This is a genomic window from Arthrobacter sp. H-02-3, assembly GCF_003097355.1.
Lineage (GTDB): Bacteria > Actinomycetota > Actinomycetes > Actinomycetales > Micrococcaceae > Arthrobacter > Arthrobacter humicola.
The window spans coordinates 43,123-59,696 of record NZ_PYUI01000010.1; the positions used below are offsets into that span (position 1 = coordinate 43,123).

Annotated in this window: 13 protein-coding genes and 2 riboswitches; of the genes, 3 read left to right on the forward strand and 10 right to left on the reverse strand. The window is 67.6% G+C overall.

Features of this window, described 5'->3' with window-relative positions:
- Positions 1–8: 8 nt before the first annotated feature.
- Together C9424_RS11405 and C9424_RS11410 are read right to left on the reverse strand one after the other, a co-directional pair.
- Complete coding sequence (locus C9424_RS11405; protein ID WP_116766955.1) at positions 9–1,922, reverse strand: ABC transporter ATP-binding protein; 1,914 nt, start codon at positions 1,920–1,922, stop codon at positions 9–11.
- The gene (locus tag C9424_RS11410) at positions 1,919–3,586 is read right to left on the reverse strand and encodes an ABC-F family ATP-binding cassette domain-containing protein (RefSeq protein ID WP_116766956.1); all 1,668 of its coding nucleotides are present in this window, start codon (positions 3,584–3,586) and stop codon (positions 1,919–1,921) included. Before C9424_RS11410 ends, C9424_RS11405 begins: the two co-directional genes overlap by 4 nt.
- A 281-nt stretch (positions 3,587–3,867) precedes the next feature.
- On the opposite strand from C9424_RS11410, the gene C9424_RS11415 reads away from it, so the two are divergent.
- From C9424_RS11415 to C9424_RS11425, 3 genes are read left to right on the forward strand one after another with little or no spacing between them, the layout of a single operon-like run.
- Entirely contained in the window at positions 3,868–4,614 is a 747-nt protein-coding gene (locus C9424_RS11415; RefSeq protein ID WP_116766957.1) for a hypothetical protein, read from the forward strand.
- On the forward strand, positions 4,611–5,342 hold the full coding sequence (locus tag C9424_RS11420) for a hypothetical protein (RefSeq protein ID WP_116766958.1): 732 nt from the start codon (positions 4,611–4,613) through the stop codon (positions 5,340–5,342). Before C9424_RS11415 ends, C9424_RS11420 begins: the two co-directional genes overlap by 4 nt.
- Before the next feature lie 28 nt (positions 5,343–5,370).
- Positions 5,371–6,129: a hypothetical protein gene (locus C9424_RS11425; protein WP_116766959.1), complete on the forward strand. Its 759-nt coding sequence runs from the start codon at positions 5,371–5,373 to the stop codon at positions 6,127–6,129.
- A gap of 252 nt (positions 6,130–6,381) precedes the next feature.
- Here C9424_RS11425 and C9424_RS11430 read toward each other — a convergent pair whose 3' ends face one another.
- From C9424_RS11430 to C9424_RS11460, 8 genes are all read right to left on the reverse strand, one after another.
- A complete protein-coding gene (locus C9424_RS11430) occupies positions 6,382–9,417 on the reverse strand; it encodes an alpha-mannosidase (protein ID WP_116766960.1) in 3,036 nt (1,011 codons plus the stop codon).
- Positions 9,418–9,520: 103 nt separating this feature from the next.
- A complete protein-coding gene (gene fdhD / locus C9424_RS11435) occupies positions 9,521–10,393 on the reverse strand; it encodes a formate dehydrogenase accessory sulfurtransferase FdhD (protein WP_091251418.1) in 873 nt (290 codons plus the stop codon).
- Positions 10,394–10,522: 129 nt separating this feature from the next.
- Entirely contained in the window at positions 10,523–12,220 is a 1,698-nt protein-coding gene (locus C9424_RS11440) for a molybdopterin molybdotransferase MoeA (protein ID WP_237563412.1), read from the reverse strand.
- Complete coding sequence (locus C9424_RS21665; protein WP_175460449.1) at positions 12,217–12,504, reverse strand: DUF6457 domain-containing protein; 288 nt, start codon at positions 12,502–12,504, stop codon at positions 12,217–12,219. The genes C9424_RS11440 and C9424_RS21665 overlap by 4 nt, the downstream gene beginning before the upstream one ends.
- A 21-nt stretch (positions 12,505–12,525) precedes the next feature.
- Positions 12,526–13,263, reverse strand: a complete 738-nt coding sequence (mobA, locus tag C9424_RS11445) for a molybdenum cofactor guanylyltransferase (RefSeq protein ID WP_202615838.1) — start codon at positions 13,261–13,263, stop codon at positions 12,526–12,528.
- 97 nt (positions 13,264–13,360) lie between these two features.
- Positions 13,361–13,861, reverse strand: a complete 501-nt coding sequence (locus C9424_RS11450; RefSeq protein WP_091251585.1) for an HNH endonuclease — start codon at positions 13,859–13,861, stop codon at positions 13,361–13,363.
- Between the two features lie 221 nt (positions 13,862–14,082).
- Complete coding sequence (locus C9424_RS11455) at positions 14,083–14,841, reverse strand: NlpC/P60 family protein (RefSeq protein WP_116766961.1); 759 nt, start codon at positions 14,839–14,841, stop codon at positions 14,083–14,085.
- 295 nt (positions 14,842–15,136) lie between these two features.
- A riboswitch (cyclic di-AMP (ydaO/yuaA leader) is annotated at positions 15,137–15,306 on the reverse strand.
- Between the two features lie 137 nt (positions 15,307–15,443).
- Positions 15,444–16,262, reverse strand: a complete 819-nt coding sequence (locus tag C9424_RS11460; protein ID WP_116766962.1) for a M23 family metallopeptidase — start codon at positions 16,260–16,262, stop codon at positions 15,444–15,446.
- Positions 16,263–16,266: 4 nt separating this feature from the next.
- Positions 16,267–16,480, reverse strand: a riboswitch (cyclic di-AMP (ydaO/yuaA leader).
- Between the last annotated feature and the right edge of the window lie 94 nt (positions 16,481–16,574).

Consider the following 16,574-nt stretch of genomic DNA (forward strand, 5'->3'; position numbering starts at 1 on the left):
ACCCCGGCTTAGTATCCGGGCACAGCCTCCTGGGCAACCGCGCTGGCCTCGGCAAACTGGGTCCGGTACAGCTCGGCGTAGCGGCCCTCGGCGGCGAGGAGCTCGCTGTGGGTACCGCGCTCCACGATCGAACCGTTCTCCACCACGAGGATCGCGTCTGCTGCGCGGATCGTGGAGAGCCGGTGGGCGATCACAACGGCGGTGCGGCCCTCAAGGGCGGCGCCCAACGCCTCCTGCACGGCGGCCTCGTTGGTGGAGTCCAGCGCGGCAGTGGCCTCGTCGAGGATGACCACCCGCGGCTGGGCGATGAGCAGGCGGGCAATGGTCAGGCGTTGCCGTTCGCCGCCGGAGAGCCGGTAGCCGCGCTCCCCCACCACCGTGTTCAGGCCATCGGGCAGGGACCGGATCATGTCTTCGAGCCTGGCCCGCCGCAGCACATCCCACATTTGCTCATCAGTGGCATCGGGGCGGGCCAGGCGGAGGTTGGAGGCGATGCTTTCGTGGAACAGGTGGCCGTCCTGCGTCACCATGCCGAGGGTCTCGCGCATGGAATCGAAAGTGAGGTCGCGGACGTCCACCCCGGTGCCGGGCCCGGTTCCGCCGAAGCGCACGGCGCCGGAATCGACGTCGTAAAGGCGTGACAGCAGCTGCGCGATCGTGGACTTCCCGGCACCCGAAGAGCCGACGAGGGCGACCGTCTGGCCGGGCTCCACCCGGAAGCTGATGCCGTGCAGTACTTCCTCGCCGCCGCGGGTGTCCAGGGTCAGCACGTCCTCCAGCGAGGCTAGCGAGACCTTGTCTGCCGAGGGGTAGGCGAAGCGGACGTCGTCGAACTCCACCGAGAGCGGACCGGGCGGGGACGCCACGGCGTCCGGCTTCTGCTCGATCAGCGGCTTCAGGTCCAGGATCTCGAAGACCCGCTCGAAGCTGACCAGGGCGCTCATGATTTCGACCCGGGCGCTGGAGAGTGCGGTGAGCGGCGCGTAGAGGCGCGTGAGCAGCAAGGCCAGCACGACGACGTCGCCCGCGGCCAGCTGCCCCTGCAACGCCAGGAAGCCGCCCAGGCCGTAGACCAGGGCAAGGGCCAGTGCTGAGACGAGCGTCAGCGCCGTGACGAAGGTGAACTGCAGCATGGCGGTGCGGACGCCGATGTCCCGGACGCGGCCGGCCCGGAGGGCGAACTCGCGGGACTCCTCGTCGGGGCGGCCGAAGAGCTTGACCAAGGTGGCACCGGGCGCGGAGAAGCGCTCGGTCATTTGGGTACCCATGGCGGCGTTGTGTTCGGCGGCCTCGCGCCGCAGATCGGCAAGTTTTGACCCCATCCGGCGGGCCGGGATCAGGAAGATCGGCAGCAGGATCATGGCGAGCACCGTGACGAGCCACGACTTGTTGAGCATCACAGCGAGGGTCAGCGCGAGCGCCACGACGTTGCTGACGACGCCGGACAGGGTACCGGCGAAGGCCGACTGCGCTCCGATGACGTCATTGTTCAGCCGGCTCACGAGGGCGCCGGTCCGGGTCCTGGTGAAGAAGGCGATCGGCATCTTCTGGACGTGGTCGAAGACCTTGGTGCGCAGGTCCACGATTACGCCTTCACCGATTGTGGAGGACATCCAGCGGGTTACGAGGCCGATTCCGGCCTCGGCTACCGCCACGATGGCGATGAGGACCGCGAGCCAGATCACCGTTCCGGCATCCGCGTGGGCAATGATCTCGTCGACCACCTGCCCGGCGAGGACTGGGGTGGCGACCGCCAGGAAGGCCATCACGATGGATAGCAGCACGAAGGCGATCAGTTTGCCGCGGTGCGGGCGGGCAAAACTGAAGACACGCTTCAGCGTCTCCTTCGAGAACGGCTTGGACCCGCTCGAGGCGCGGGTGATGTTGTAAAGGGAGCTCCAGGCGACCCGGTCCATGCTCATGTGATGTTGCCTTTCGGGGCATCGGCGTGTAACTCGGTGACGACGCCGTTTTCGACGTTCCAGCGCACGTCAAGACGGACGTTTTCCAGCAGCCGGCGGTCGTGGGTGACGAGCAGCAACGCGCCGTCGTAACCGTCCAGTGCTTCTTCAAGCTGTTCAATGGCGGGCAGATCGAGATGGTTGGTGGGTTCGTCCAGCACCAGCAGGTTTACCCCCCGGGCCTGCAGCAACGCCAGCGCGGCCCGGGTCCGTTCCCCCGGGGAGAGGGAGTCGACGGACCGGTTGGTGTGATCGGCCTTCAGGCCGAACTTCGCCAGCAGGGTGCGTACTTCGGCGGGGGTCTGCTCGGTCAGGACGGCTTCGACGGCGTCCCCCAGCAACAGATCGCCGGCCAGCAGGCCGCGGGCCTGGTCGATCTCCCCGACGGCCACGGACGCACCCATGGAGGCGTCGCCGGAGTCGGGCTGCTGGATTCCCAGCAGGAGCCGGAGCAGGGTGGATTTGCCTGCACCGTTGGGACCGGTGATCCCGATCCGCTCCCCCGCATTCAGTTGCAGGTTTACCGGCCCCAGGGTGAAATCACCCTGCCGCACGACGGCGTCGCGGAGGGTGGCCACCACGGCACTGGACCGGGGGGCGGCGCCGATGCTGAACTGCAGCTGCCATTCCTTGCGCGGCTCCTCGACTTCTTCGAGACGGGCAATGCGGGATTCCATCTGCCGGACCTTCTGCCCCTGCTTTTCCGAGGACTCGGTGCTGGCCGCCCGGCGGATCTTGTCATTGTCCGGGTTCTTCTTCATTGCGTTCCGGACGCCCTGGGAGCTCCATTCGCGCTGCGTGCGCGCCCGGGAGACGAGGTCAGCCTTGGTGTTGGCGAACTCTTCGTAGCGTTCGCGGGCATGGCGGCGCGCCACGGCGCGTTCCTCCAGATACGACTCGTACCCGCCGTCGTACACCGCGACCGAATTCTGGGCCAGGTCCAGTTCCACCACCGTGGACACGCAGCGGGACAGGAACTCGCGGTCATGCGAGACCAGGACCACGCCGCCGCGCAGGCCCTGCACGAAGGACTCCAGTTTGGCCAGCCCGTTGAGGTCGAGGTCGTTGGTGGGCTCGTCGAGGAGCACAATGTCGAAGCGGCTGAGCAGCAGGGCTGCCAGGGCAACGCGCGCGGCCTGGCCTCCGGAGAGCCCCGTCATCCCGGCGTCCGGCCCCACTTCCAGGCCCAGGTCTGCCAGCACGGCCGGGATCCGGTCCTCGAGGTCGGCGGCGCCGGAGGCCATCCAGCGGTCGAATGCCAGGGAGTATGCGTCGTCGGCGCCGGGGGCGCCCGAGCCCAGGGCCTCGGCGGTGGACTCCATGGCCGAGGTCGCCTCGGCGCAGCCGGTGCGCCGGGCGATGTAGCCGGCCACCGTTTCACCGGCAATCCGCTCGTGTTCCTGCGGCAGCCAGCCCAAAAAGGCGTCCGCGGGGGCCAGGCTCACGGTGCCTTCCTGCGGTTCGTCGACCCCGGCCAGCAGGCGCAGCAAGGTGGACTTGCCGGCGCCGTTGGCACCGACGACGCCGACGACGTCACCGGGAGCTACTGTCAGGGAGAGCTTTGAGAAGAGTGTGCGGTGATCGTGACCACCGGAAAGGTCCTTGGCAACAAGGGTTGCAGTCATTAGTTCATCCTCTCACCCCGGCCCGGGACGGGCTGCCCCGACGGGCAGAAACCGGTCGTCCCGGCCGACCGAAAACGGGCCGGGCATAGAAGAACCCGCCGGTCCGGACTTGGGGGGTGTACGGACCAGCGGGTTCGACCATTTAGCATAGTTGAATCACGACCTTACTCAAAATCCCAGACCCCGAAGCCACTACGCGGTCCTCCGGCACCGCAGCTCCACCGCAGACCGAAAGCAATACTGCCAACTGCACTGACAACCGACCCTGCAGGAAACCCTAGATGCCCCTACCCGCAAAGGCGTTCCAACTCTGGCTTCATCAGGTTGCCCCGTCAGCGAGCACTGCCGATATCTGCAGGATCTCCGGGATCAAGCGCACCACGCTTGCCCAGCAACTGGTGCGCGGGAAAGTGGCCGAAACCACGCTGGTCAGCATCAGCCGGGCCCTGAATCTGAACCCGCTGGCGGCGCTGGCCACCTTTGAGCACTATGCGGAGCTGGCCACCTCGCCGCAACCGCCGACCCCCGCCGAGCTCGTCAGCCAGGTGGCGACAATGGACCTGTTGCGCGCCGTCATTTCCCGGTCGTCCCCGGCGTACGGCGGCTACGGCGACAGCGGCAGTTCACTGACGCCCGGGCTGGGGCCGGCCCCGCACGCCACCTCCGTCCGAAATTGGGTGGACGCGATCGACGACGGCGAGTTGCGTCACCGTGTTTCGGCCGCCACGGGAGTCGCCCCGCAAAACTATTCGGCCCAGCTCACCGCCAACAGACTGTCTCCCGAGCTGGCGGTCGCGACTTCCCGCGCGGCGGGCGTAGGCTTCACAGGCGGCCTTGTCGCCACCGGCTTGATCACCGAGGAGGAAGCCGGCTGGCCGCCCGGGGCGAAGCAGTCGGCGTTGGATGCCCTCTCCGACGGAGAACTTGCGTCGTTGGCCGGTGAGCGGCTTCAAGCGCTCGGAAAATCGCTGCGACGCCAGGAACAGGAACAAGCACAAACAGAGAAGATTTGGGAGAACCTCGGATGATCGGGATCCTGCAGTGGACCACGCTCGCGGTGTGCGGCGTCGTCACACTCGCCCGCATTCCAAGCGCCCTCCGGGGCCAGAACCGGTCCCTGTTCTCCATTTTTGCCCTCATGACCCTGGCGATCCTGCTCAGCATCGATGCCCCGTACCTGGCGGTGGATCGGGCCCTGGGCGGCATGAACATCGCCAACCTGGTGCTCCGCTTTGTCATCTTCGCCGCCATCTTCTTCCTTGGACTCCGGGTGGCGCGGGGGTTCAGCGCCAACGACGCCTTGCGGCTCATCACGGGCCCGGTCGGAATCTCCGTGGCCGCCGCGGCATCGCTCGTCGTCATTGCGGTCTTCCTCATGATGGATACAGCGGGATCCTCAGCCGGGCTGGTCGGGGTGGCTGCCAAGGACCACCGCAACGCCGCCTTGGTGGAGTACTACGGAGCCGCCGGACGGCTCTATCCGGCGTTCATCACCGCAGCCCTGTTCCCCGCCATGGTGCGGACCTTCCGCAGCAGGCTCCCCGTCCTGGTGCGGTCCAGCGCGGCGTTGCTGGCGCTCGGTACCGTGGCGATTTCCCTGAGCCTGCTGTCCCCGGTTATTCCGCCGTCCCTCGGATTCTTGCGGTTTGTCTTTAACTACACCGCCATCCTGTGCCTGGTCCTGGGGCTGTGCCTGGTCTGGATTGCGAAGACTCTTGCGGTGCGGACGCCGAAGAAGCAAGCTAACTTCACCTGAATGTCCAGGGGCTGAACAGGCGAACGATGTGGACGAACCCGGGATGATGGCGACCCTCCAGTGGGGCACCCTGGTCATATGCACCGTGGTGCTCCTCCTCCGCGTGCCGGATGCGATCCAGGGCCGGAACAGGACAGTGTTCGGAATCTTGCTGATTGCGACGCTTTGCAGCCTGCTCTCAGTTGCCGGGCCCTACGAGGCGATCGACGGGGTTCTGGGCGGCTGGAACCTCACCCACCTCATCCTGCGTTTCCTCGTGTTCGCGGCGGTGCTGCTGGTGGGCTTGCGGATGGCCAGGGGGCTCGAGGACGCACGGGGCTACCGCCTCATTGCCGGCCCGGCCGGACGCTGGGCACTGGCTGCGAGCGCCGTCGCCGTGGCGGCTACCTTCTTCCTCATGGATACCCGCGGGTCCTCGGCCGGCCTGCTGGACATAACGGACCACGGTGGACGTAACACCGTCCTGGCCCCGTTCTACGCCGCGGCCGGGCGCACCTATCCGGGCTTTGTCTCCCTCGCCCTCCTGCCGGCGCTGCTGGCCACCACCCGCAGCCAACTGCCGCGGCTGGTGCGTGCCGCGGCCTTCCTGACCTGCGTCGGGGCCCTTGCCACCGCCGTCAGCGTCCCTGCCTCGTTCGCCCCGGAAACCTGGACCCTCGCGCAGCAAACGGTCAACTATTTGGCCGTTGTGGGCTATGTCCTGGGGCTGGGCCTGTTCTGGTTCTCCGGGGTCGCTGCACAGGGGCCTGGTAACGCTCGTGCAACATTCCGCAAGAACAAAGGGTAGGGCATTCACAAAATCATTAGACCGTGAAAGAATCATGAATGTGTGAAAGCGACATTCGCTTTGTGTACGGAACTTAGCCGTGCGAAGCAGAGGCAGTCGTCCAAGCGCCATTGGGGGGATGAGTGGTAGCGGTCCAAATGGACCGCTCCCACTCAGCCTGTTTAACGGTGCTTTGGCCGGAACCCCGGTGGTTTCCGTTACCCGGCAGACAGCACCAAAGCGTCTCTTTACCCCGCCTTCGGCGCACAAACCTCAGCGCACAAACCTCAGCGTGACCAGCTGGAACGGGCGCAGCGTGAGCTCGGCCGAATCAAGGGCAGCCGTCACGCCGGGCGCATCGACGGGCCGCTCCAGCAGGTCCACGGCGCGCGCTCCTGTCACCGGGAAGTTCGCCGTCACGAGGCCCGTGGACCGTTCCCCCAGCGATTCGTACAGCCTAACGATCACGTCGCCGGAGCCGTCCTCGGCGAGCTTGACGGCCTCGATGATGAGCGCTTCGTTGGACACGGTGAAGAGCGGTTGAACCCCGTGGGCTCCCCTGGCAAGCCGCGGTGCCAGGTTGGTGCGGTAGCCCTCTTCGACGGCGTCGGCGATGCTGGCACCCGGCCGGATCGTGACCTGGAGCTCGTGCCTGCCCTGGTCCGCGCCGGGATCCGGAAACTTCGGCGCCCGCAGGAGCGAGACCCGCACTGTGGTGGTGGTCCCGCCGTCGTCCTCCCGGATGTTGCGGGTGACGTCGTGGCCGTAGCTGGACGCGTTGGAAATGGCCACCCCGTAGCCGGGCTCGGCGACGTGGATCCAGCGGTGGGCGCAGATCTCGAACTTCGCCGCTTCCCAGGACGTGTTGAGGTGCGTGGGGCGGAACACGTGCCCGAACTGCGTCTCCGCCGCAGAGCGGTCCGCCCGGACGTCCAGGGCAAAGCCGAGCTTGAGCAGCTTTTCGCTTTCCTGCCAGTCCACGACGGTGGAGATCGTGAGGGAGTCGGCACCGGCCGCGAGCGCAATCCGCTGGGTCACGGCCGAGGAGCCGGCCATCCGTTCCACCACGACGATGGCGTTCAGGCCTTCCGGGCCGGGGCCGCGCTCCAGCGTGACCGATCGCGCCTCCACCAGCCGGACGACGTTCCTGCGGTAGAAGGCGTCGATGTCCCACGCGTCCCATTCATTCGGTGTATCCCGGTGCAGCTCCAGGATGTTGCCGGACTCCCCGGGAGCAATCGCCTCCCGCCCGGTGGCATAGTCCATCAGCGAGGCGAGCAGTCCGTTGGCGTCCACCACGGCCCGGATGAGGCCGTTGTCCAGGATGTAGCCGCCGTTCGTTTCCGTGACGGCCACCGGTTGCCCGGACGGAACCGGCTCGGCAGCGGCCAGGGCCGGCACTCCCTGGCGCTCGTGCGGGGCGGCATTGAGGAGGAATTCCCGGTTGCCGGTGCCAAGTGCCGCACCCGCGGCCTCGGTGATGATGGCTTCAAGACCGCGTTCGACGGCGGCGTAGTTGCGTTCGGCGTCCTGGTGGACCCACGCGATGGAACTGCCGGGCAGGATGTCGTGAAACTGCTGCAGCAGGACCAGCCGCCACAGCCGCTTGAGCTCCGCGGCCGGGTAGCTGTGCCCCGCACGCACTGCCGCGGTGGCACTCCAGAGTTCGGCCTCCCGGAGCAGGTGCTCGCTGCGCCTGTTCCCCCGTTTGGTCTTGGCCTGGCTGGTGTAGGTGCCGCGGTGGAGTTCCAGGTACATCTCGCCCACCCAGACCGGCAGGGGCTCATACTCGGCCTGGGCATGCGTGAAGAAGCTGGCTGCCGAGCCGATCCGCACCTTCGGGGATCCTTCCAGGTCCGCCGTGCGGTGTGCCGCGGCCAGCATTTCGCGCGTGGGTCCCCCGCCGCCGTCGCCGTAGCCGAACGGAACCAGTGAGGTGGTTCCGCGTCCGTGGTCGCGGTAGTTGCGCTCCGCGTGTGCCAGGTCCCTGGCGCTGAGGTCGGAGTTGTAGCTGTCCACCGGCGGGAAATGCGTAAACACCCGGGTGCCGTCGATGCCCTCCCAGTTGAACGTGTGATGCGGCATCCTGTTGACCTGGTTCCACGAGATCTTCTGGGTCAGGAACCAGCGGCCGCCTGCGGCCTTGATGATCTGCGGCAGCGCTGCGGAGTACCCGAACGTGTCCGGGAGCCACGCTTCCTGGCAGTCCACGCCGAACTCGGCCAGGAAGAAGTTCTTGCCCTCGAGGAACTGCCGTGCCATGGCCTCCCCACCGGGCATATTGGAGTCAGACTCGACCCACATCCCGCCGACAGGAACGAACTGGCCGGCCCGGACCTTGTCCACGATGCGGCCGAAAAGCTCCGGATAGTACTCCTTCATCCACGCTAACTGCTGGGCCGAGGAGCAGGAGAAGATGAAACCGGGGTCCTCGTCCATCAGCGCCACGACGTTGGAAAACGTCCGGGCGCACTTGCGGATGGTCTCCCGCACGGGCCACAGCCAGGCCGAGTCGATATGGGCGTGCCCCGTGGCCACGAGCTGGTGCGCCGAGGCGTAGGCCGGCCGGGACAGGACGCCGGCGAGCGCGGCCCGGCCGGCCTCCGCGGTACCGGCCACGTTCTCGGGGTCCATGATGTCCAGCATGCGTTCGAGTGCCCGCAGGATCTCGTGACGGCGGGGCAGCTCGGTGGGGAGCTCGTGCATGAGTCCGCTGAGCGTGAGGATGTCCTGTTGCAGCTCCCAGACCGTCTGGTTTAGCTCGGCGATGGCGATCCTGCCGAGTCGGTATTTCGGCTCGCTGCCGGACGTCGCCTTGTCGCCGTAGGGCGTGGCGGCGAAGGTCCAGTTCTGGGACAGGTCCGGGTTGGCCGCGGCTTCGACGTAGAAGTCAACGGCCATGCCGCCGCCCAGGAGCTTGAGCGGGACGTACTGGTTGCGTGGAGAGATCGCCTTGATGATGGTCCCGTCGGACCGCCAGGCGATGCCTTCGCACTGGAAGCCCGGGAGGTCGCCGCTAAACCCCAGGTCCACGAGGATTTCCACCGACGTGCCGTCCGCCGTTCCCCAGGATTCCGGCACCTCGCCCTGCAGCCGGAGCCACTTGGTGCTCCACGGCCGGCCCCAGGCCGCGCCGTGTTCCTGCGGCGTGAACTCGTTCCGCAGGGCCTCCAGCGCGGGCACGGGCTCGTCCGGTGCGTCCCAGCCGCTCAGCGTCAGGGGCAGGGTGCGCGAGTGGACCGCGGGGGCGATGCGGTCACGCAGAAAGCGGTCCAGCCGGACTTCCGTAAGACGGCGGTCGTCGTGCAATGTGATCCTCTTCAGCGCTGGCGGGCCCGATTGACTCCAGTCAATGGATAAAACTTACGTCGCTGGGAACCATTTGGCCAAGTGCCGCCGTCAGCCGGTCACGCTAGCCGGCTGCGGGTGCCGGAACCGCCACCCTGTGCTGGCCGGCGTAGATGTTCAGGCTGGTCTGGCGGCTGAACCCGGCCAGCGTCATCCCGCTGGCCTCGGCCAGCTCGACGGCCAGGCTGGAGGGTGCGCTGACGGCCGCGAGAACCGGGATTCCGGCGAGGGATGCCTTCTGGACGAGCTCGAATGAGGCCCTGCCGGAGACCTGCAGCACGGTCCCCCGGAGCGGCAGCAGGCCCTCGCGGAGCGCCCAGCCGACCACCTTGTCCACCGCGTTGTGCCGTCCGACATCTTCCCGGAGGCACAGCAGGTCCGCCGAGCCGTCGTCGGAAATCCTGAAGAGTCCGGCGGCATGCACCCCGCCGGTCACGTCAAAGACGTCCTGGGCGGACCGTAGGGCCTGCGGGAGGGCCGCCAGTGTCTCCACGGGAATGGTCAGAGGGTCCTCGGCCGGGCTGTAGTGGGAGGACTTGCGCACGGCGTCGATCGAGTCGGTCCCGCAGATGCCGCAGGAACTGGACGTGAAGACATTGCGCCCCGTCTCCGGCCGGACGACGTCGGGCCGGAGCTGGGCCTCCACAACGTTGAAGGTCTGGACACCGTCGGCGTTTTCGCCCGCGCAGAACCTGAGCGAGACCAGCTGCTCGGGGGTCCAGATGACCCCTTCCGAGACCAGGAACCCTGCGACGAGGTCGAAGTCGTTGCCCGGCGTCCGCATGGTGACGGAGAAGGACATGCTTCCGATCCGGATTTCCAGCGGTTCCTCGACGGCGAGGACGTCTTCCCGGTGGCGGACGGGGAATTCGAGGGCCTGCGGGGAACCGTCGAGGACAATCTTGTGCACCTTGCGGCGCTGTGTCACGCGGCCCATCCGATACTCCTAAGCAACATGGTGTGTGATTTTTTGGACGTTACGTTGTTTCCATCATTGCAAGCGCCCGACCCTGAAGCCAGCGCGGCAGAGGCCGGGGGCGGGAGCAGGGTGCCGGGCCGTCGATATTCAGCCCAGGAGGGCGCTCCAGTCCACCGGCCCGTCGCTGGCCAAGGTTTTCCTGGCCGTCCGCTTCGCCGCCGGCTTGGGTGTGCCGGAGGCCGCCGCGGCGTCCGGGAGCGGTGTGCCCCATGGAAGCGCGAACGCGGGCACCAGTTCCCCCAACTGGACGCCGTGGGGCGGGACCACCAGTACGCCGTCGGCCGCGGCGAGGCCCCGCATCATGCCCGGGCCCGTGTGCTGCGCCGGGGACGCCATGCCGTACAACAGCCGAAAGGGCATGAGCCGAGTCCGGCCGGGATCGGCGTCAATCGTCGAACCGCAGGGGACCTCGCTGAGCGGCGGAATGGAGCAGTGGCCCAGGGCCGCGAGGAGCGGGGCTCCGATGGTGGACAGAGCCATCATGGCCGCGAGCGGGTTCCCCGGCAGGCCGAGGATGTACCTGCCATCGGGCAGCTCGGCGAGCACGGCAGGGTGGCCGGGCCGCATCGCGACCCCGTCGATCAGCAGGCGGCCGCCGAGCTCGTCCACCGAACGCCGGAGATGGTCCGTTGCGGAACGGCCGGTGCCGCCGGTGGTGATGACGACGTCGGCGGGCAGGCTTTCAGCGGCAGGATCGGCAGCCGGCGGAGCAGCGGACCTGCCGCCGGACGCGTCGCGGAACGGGATGTCTGACGCGCTGCTTGACTGGCCGCTCGACTGGCCGCTCGGCTGGCCGCTTGGCTGGCCGCCGCCCGCGGGGACGGGCTCCCCGTCCTCAAGCGCGGCGAGCCATTCGGCGTAGGTATCGCCGATCTTCACCTCTTCGGTACAGATGCCGCCGAGCATCCCCACCACTGCCGCCAGTTGAGGACCGAACGTATCCCGAACTTGCCCGGGCGCCGGTAATCCGGACGTCACCACCTCGGAGCCGGTGAGGACGAGGCGGACGAGGGCCTTGCCGAGCACGGGCAGGGTGTCGTTACCGGCCAGCGCGGCGAGGGCCAGGTGAGCCGGGTTCAGGACGGCGCCGCGTTTGATCAGAACATCTCCGGCGGCCGCCTCTTCGCCGGCTTTCCTGATGTGGTCACCGTTGCGCGGATCCCCCGGCTTCGCGCTGCCGCCGAGCTTCAGGACGGGCAGTCCGTCCTCGTCGGTGCCGATGACGCCGCTTTCACTGCGCAGCACGGCCTTGGCCCCGGCGGGGATGAGGCCGCCGGTGGCAATCCGGCTGGCTTGGTGCGGCGCCAGCCGCTGGTTGGGCTCGGCCAGAATCCACGGACCGCTGCCGTTGACGGCCCAGCCGTCCATGGCGGAGGAGGCGTAGTGCGGCATGTCCTGCAGGGCAACCACGTCCGCTGCCAGGGTCCGGCCCAGTGCCTGGCGGAGCGGGACGGGGGCGGCGGGGATGGGAGTGGCACAGTCGAAGGCGAGCTGCCGGGCCTCCTGCCACGTGTGGGCCAGATGCCGGTGCTGGACGTCGGCAGTGTCCTGGCCGGCACTGTCCTGGCCGGCGGCTTCCTTGTCGGCACTGTCCTGGTCGGCGGCGTCGTGACCGGCAATGCCCGGCCCGGCAGAGTCTGGTGTGTGAGCGTCCAGGGCGCCGGCTTGGGGGTCGCCGGGGACGGCCTCCAGGCCGTCCTCAAAGCTGTCCCCGGCGCCGCCGTCGACGTTATTCCCGCGGGGGACGCTGGTGGGTCCGCTGCCGTCTGGGGCCGCAGGCGTCATGCCCCGGAAGCTTCGGCGGCTGCATAGTCTGTGGCGAGCCGGCGGGCTACAGCCATGGCGGCCTGCATGGACGACGCGTCCGAGGCCTTCCCGGAGCCGGAGGCCAGGCCTGCTGCAAAGCCTGCGATGAACGTGGTCAGCGGCGCCGCCGGTCGCACCACCGAGTGGGCGGCTACGCCTGCCAGGGCAAGGACCTCGTTCACGTCAATCTCAACGCCTTCCAACTCCAGGGCCTGGAGCAGGGCACGGCACCAGTCTTCAAGCGTTTCATCCTGGCTTTTCACCGTTTGCCTCCATGGTCGAGTTCAGCTGCGGAGTTCCGGCCCGGAACCCGGACCGGGGTCTGAAGTCCTGCCGGATACCCCTAGTGCGGAAGCGTCATCCCAGGTGTCAACGTCATCCGTGGAACCCGGGGGAACGCGAACTTCCCGCACGTCCAGCCTAGCAAGAAGGGCGAAGACGGACGCGTTTTCCAGGCTGCCCGCACGCGCGGCGTCCGCTACACTTCGTCGTAGCGCAGCCGTGCCATAAAACCCGGCAAGCGGCTGCTTCCGGCCGTCGGCCGACACGGCCATGACGCCGTCGCCCGTCTCCCCCGGCTGGTCAGCGGCTGGCACAGCGTTCCCGGCCTCTGCCAGGTTCTCGGTCACCGTTTCAGTCACTGCCTCCGCCAGCATCTCCGCGAGCGTCCCGGCCAGGGCACGGACCGCCACGGCAGAGCGCGGCATGTCACAGGCCAGGACAAGGGTGAACGGCGCGGGAGCGCCGGCGTCGGAACGGCCGGCGTGCCCGGCGGCCAGCGCGTTCAGTCCCGCGGCGATCGCGGCGGCCGGCCCCGCGAACGGTGGGTCTTCCCGGCAGTTCAGGGTCCCGGCGGGCAGGTCCCCGGGGTCAGGACCGACGACGACGACGCGGCGGGCCCCGCCCGCGGCGCGCAGCGACCACTCAAGCAGGGTGGCGCCGTCGTAAGTCAGCCGCGACTTGGGCACACCGCCCAGGCGGGCCGACCTTCCGCCGGCGAGAATGATGGCATCGAACTCCACCGGATCAGCCTAGCGCGGCGCGGCCTGCCCGGAGGCTCAGGCGCCGAGGGCAGGGCCGCGGTAAGGCAGCAGCCGGGGCAGCGGTCCAAGCGGTAGGTCAGGCGGCCGATTCGGGCAGCAGGAACGGATCCCACGCGGGGGTCGGCTTCTCGAGTTCCTTGATCTGCCAGATGGTGCCCTTCGGGGGACCCGGTACAAATCCGAGCTTCCAGCCCATCTCTGCCGGCGTGTGGTCGCCCTTGGCATTGTTGCAGCGCAGGCAGGCGGCAACGAGGTTCTCCCAAGAATCAGCGCCGCCCCGGGACTTGGGCTGGACGTGATCGATCGTGTGGGCAGCCTTGCCGCAGTACGCGCAGTGGTGGGCATCGCGGCGGAGCACGCCGCGGCGGCTGACCGCCGTCATCGTGTTATACCGCGGCCGGATGTAGCGGTTCAGGAGGATCACGGACGGGCGGCCGAGAATGTCCTGCGGGCCGACAACGGGGTCGTCCCCTTCAGCCACCACGCTTGCCTTTCCGGTCAGGACAAGGACGAGCGCCCGGCGGAAGGTGATGACCGCCAGCGGTTCATATCCAGCATTCAGAACGAGAGTGCGCATCCGCATACCTCTTCACGGCCGCACCCGCCAGGGGCACGAGGGCCGGCTGCCCTGTGCATGGTCGGGCTATGGATCGACAAGACAAGAGTAAACACTCAACTGCCAGATCACCGAATGTTTTTTCGGCGGCGCGGCCTCCAGCGCGGAAAATTCATGCCCCGGTAACACGAAAGACCCCCGCCTCAAGAGGCGGGGGTCTTTGAAAGTGCGGGGGCTTGTGCCTAGCCGCCGACGCGGATGAAGACCGGGCCGGAACCGACGTTCACGCTGTAGAGAGCGGTGGTGCCGCCGTTCCAGCCGCCGTGGACTGCCATGCCGTTGCCGACGTAGACAGCGATGTGGGCCATGCCCACGCCACCGTTCTGGTAGTAGGCGAGGTCGCCCGGACGAGCTTCGGCGGCGCTCACGGTGCGGCCGAGGGACAGGTAACCTGCCGGCCAGCCGTGGTAGTGGATACCGGCCGCGGCCAGGGCGTTGGTGGCAAGGGCGGTGCAGTCCTGCGCCACGCCGAGCTGTGCGTAGGCAGCGGCAGCGATGGTTGCACCGGCGCCGCTTCCGATTCCGGCAGGGGCCAGGGCAGCTGCGCCGCCGTTGACGCCGGCCTGGGCGCCGCCGGCCTGGGTAGCTGCGGCGGTCTGGACCTGCACGACGGGCTTGGGAGCCTCGACGACGGGAGCCGGCGACGTGGTCACGGCGGGCTTCTCGTAGGAGATCGCGATGGTGGAAGCAGCCGAAATCGTGGCCGGAGCCGACGACTGGACTTCCAGGGCGGAAGCGGAGGTGGATTCGCGCTGAACATTGGTCTCAGCAGCGTTGGCTGCGATTCCGCTGGTCAGAACCAGACCGGAAGCTGCGGCGATGACCGCAGCCTGACGGCCCATGCCGCCGGCGTTGTCGCCGACTGCCTTGGCAATAACAGCCAGCGAGTTGGTCTTGGTGACCTCGGCGCGGTGCCGTGCAACGGTTGCACGAGTAGTCATTAAGTTCTCTCTTTCGTGATCCTTGGACCGCGCGTTTTTGGGCGCGGACTGAGGACGCTCCGGCATCTTGGGGGTACGCCGGATCGCCCCGAAATGGGTTACTTAGCGAAGGGTGTACTGCGAAGACGCGCCAAAAGCGGAAACTGCATGCTGTCCGGACTCGGTAGAGAATGAGCCAGCGGAACGTGATCCCATCCGGGCGCCGGCAAGGGCGGCACGTGATGTGGATGTCAGCGGGCTCAAAAGAGCCGCGCCAGTGCGCATACGCGCAGCATTGTGGCGTGAAGACACGAAAGTAGCCTCTCCCAATGCCTACGAGGTGAGCTGTCGGATTCGGATGGGAGTCACCCGGCCGCGCTGCTTCCTGGGAAGCGTTGCGACTTAACCCCTAGGCCTTCTTTCGAAGGCCAAAATTGGTTCCCCCGCCCCTGCCAGACGATGTAATGCGAACGGACCTTGAGCGGTGGCAGAGCTAGGCAATCCACTCAAGAGCGCCAACTTCGGAAAAGTTGGCGTGCTTCAAACCCTACAGGACTCCGGACTCAATGTCACATTCAGATCACGGCGTGTCACAGGAATTTGAGAGTTCTCCATCGTCTTTATTAGAGCCAGCCGAGGGGGTCAACAACGTCGCCGTTGACCATCACTTCAAAGTGGAGGTGGCAGCCCGTGGAGGCGCCGGTCGTCCCGCTCAGCGCGACGACATCGCCGCGGGAGACCTTCTGGCCGACCTTCACCGAAGACGAGGACAGGTGGTTGTACGTGGTCTCCAGACCGTTGCCATGGTCAATGACCACACGGTTGCCGCCGCCGTAGGGGTGCCATCCGTTGAAGGTCACGGTGCCGCTGGCGGCAGCGTGGACCGGAGTGCCGCACTGGGCGGCGAAATCCTGGCCGCGGTGAAACTCCCCCGGACCGCCCGTGATGGGGCTGACACGGTAGCCGAACGGCGATGCCGTGACCAGCTGGTCCAGCGGCGGACCCAGCGTGCCGGCTGAAGCCGCGCGGGAAATGCTGCCGACGGACTGGGCGCTCAGCAGTTGCTTGAGCTTCCCGTCCGGGTCGCCTTTGGTGGCGATGGCCGTCCGGCTGAAATCGAGCTTTGCGGCGGCGGCAGCCGTGACGTCCGGCTGTACTGCGGCCGAGACCGCGGATCCGTCGGTGTTCGAGGCCATGACGGGACTCGTGACGGGGACCGTCACTGTGAGGACCAGACCGGTGGCGGCCAGCGCGATTCCGGCCTTCTGCCCCACGCCGCTGGCGGCGGCAAAGTCCGTTACCTGACGGAACGGGCTGCGACGGCTACGGCGCTCGTCGCGGTGTGCGTCACGCGGGCGTTCGGCCGTATGCGCGACGACGGGGCGCGGCTCCGGAGCGGGACCGGTCGCGCGGCGACGGCCCCTGGCGGTCTGGGTGGTCAAGAACGGTTCCTCTCTGAGAGCCTGCGAAGTTAGCTGTCGGATTCGGGTCAGAGAGATCAAAGACCCGGTCCGCCGTTGCAAGCACCCGGTCACCGAGGCGTCCTTTGGGGATCGTTCGATGGAAGCTGCTTGCCGCTGACGGACTTCACCCCAAGGCTGCCGAAGAAGCAGCCGATAGTGGTTCCCCCGCCCCTGCCAGGAGGTGGTTCTGCGACTGATCCGCTGGCAGGGCTCGGCTTCGGATCAGGTAACGCTTTGGTATCGGTACAGGGCACTAACTATAGGTGATTAAGCCGCTCGGTGATAAATCCG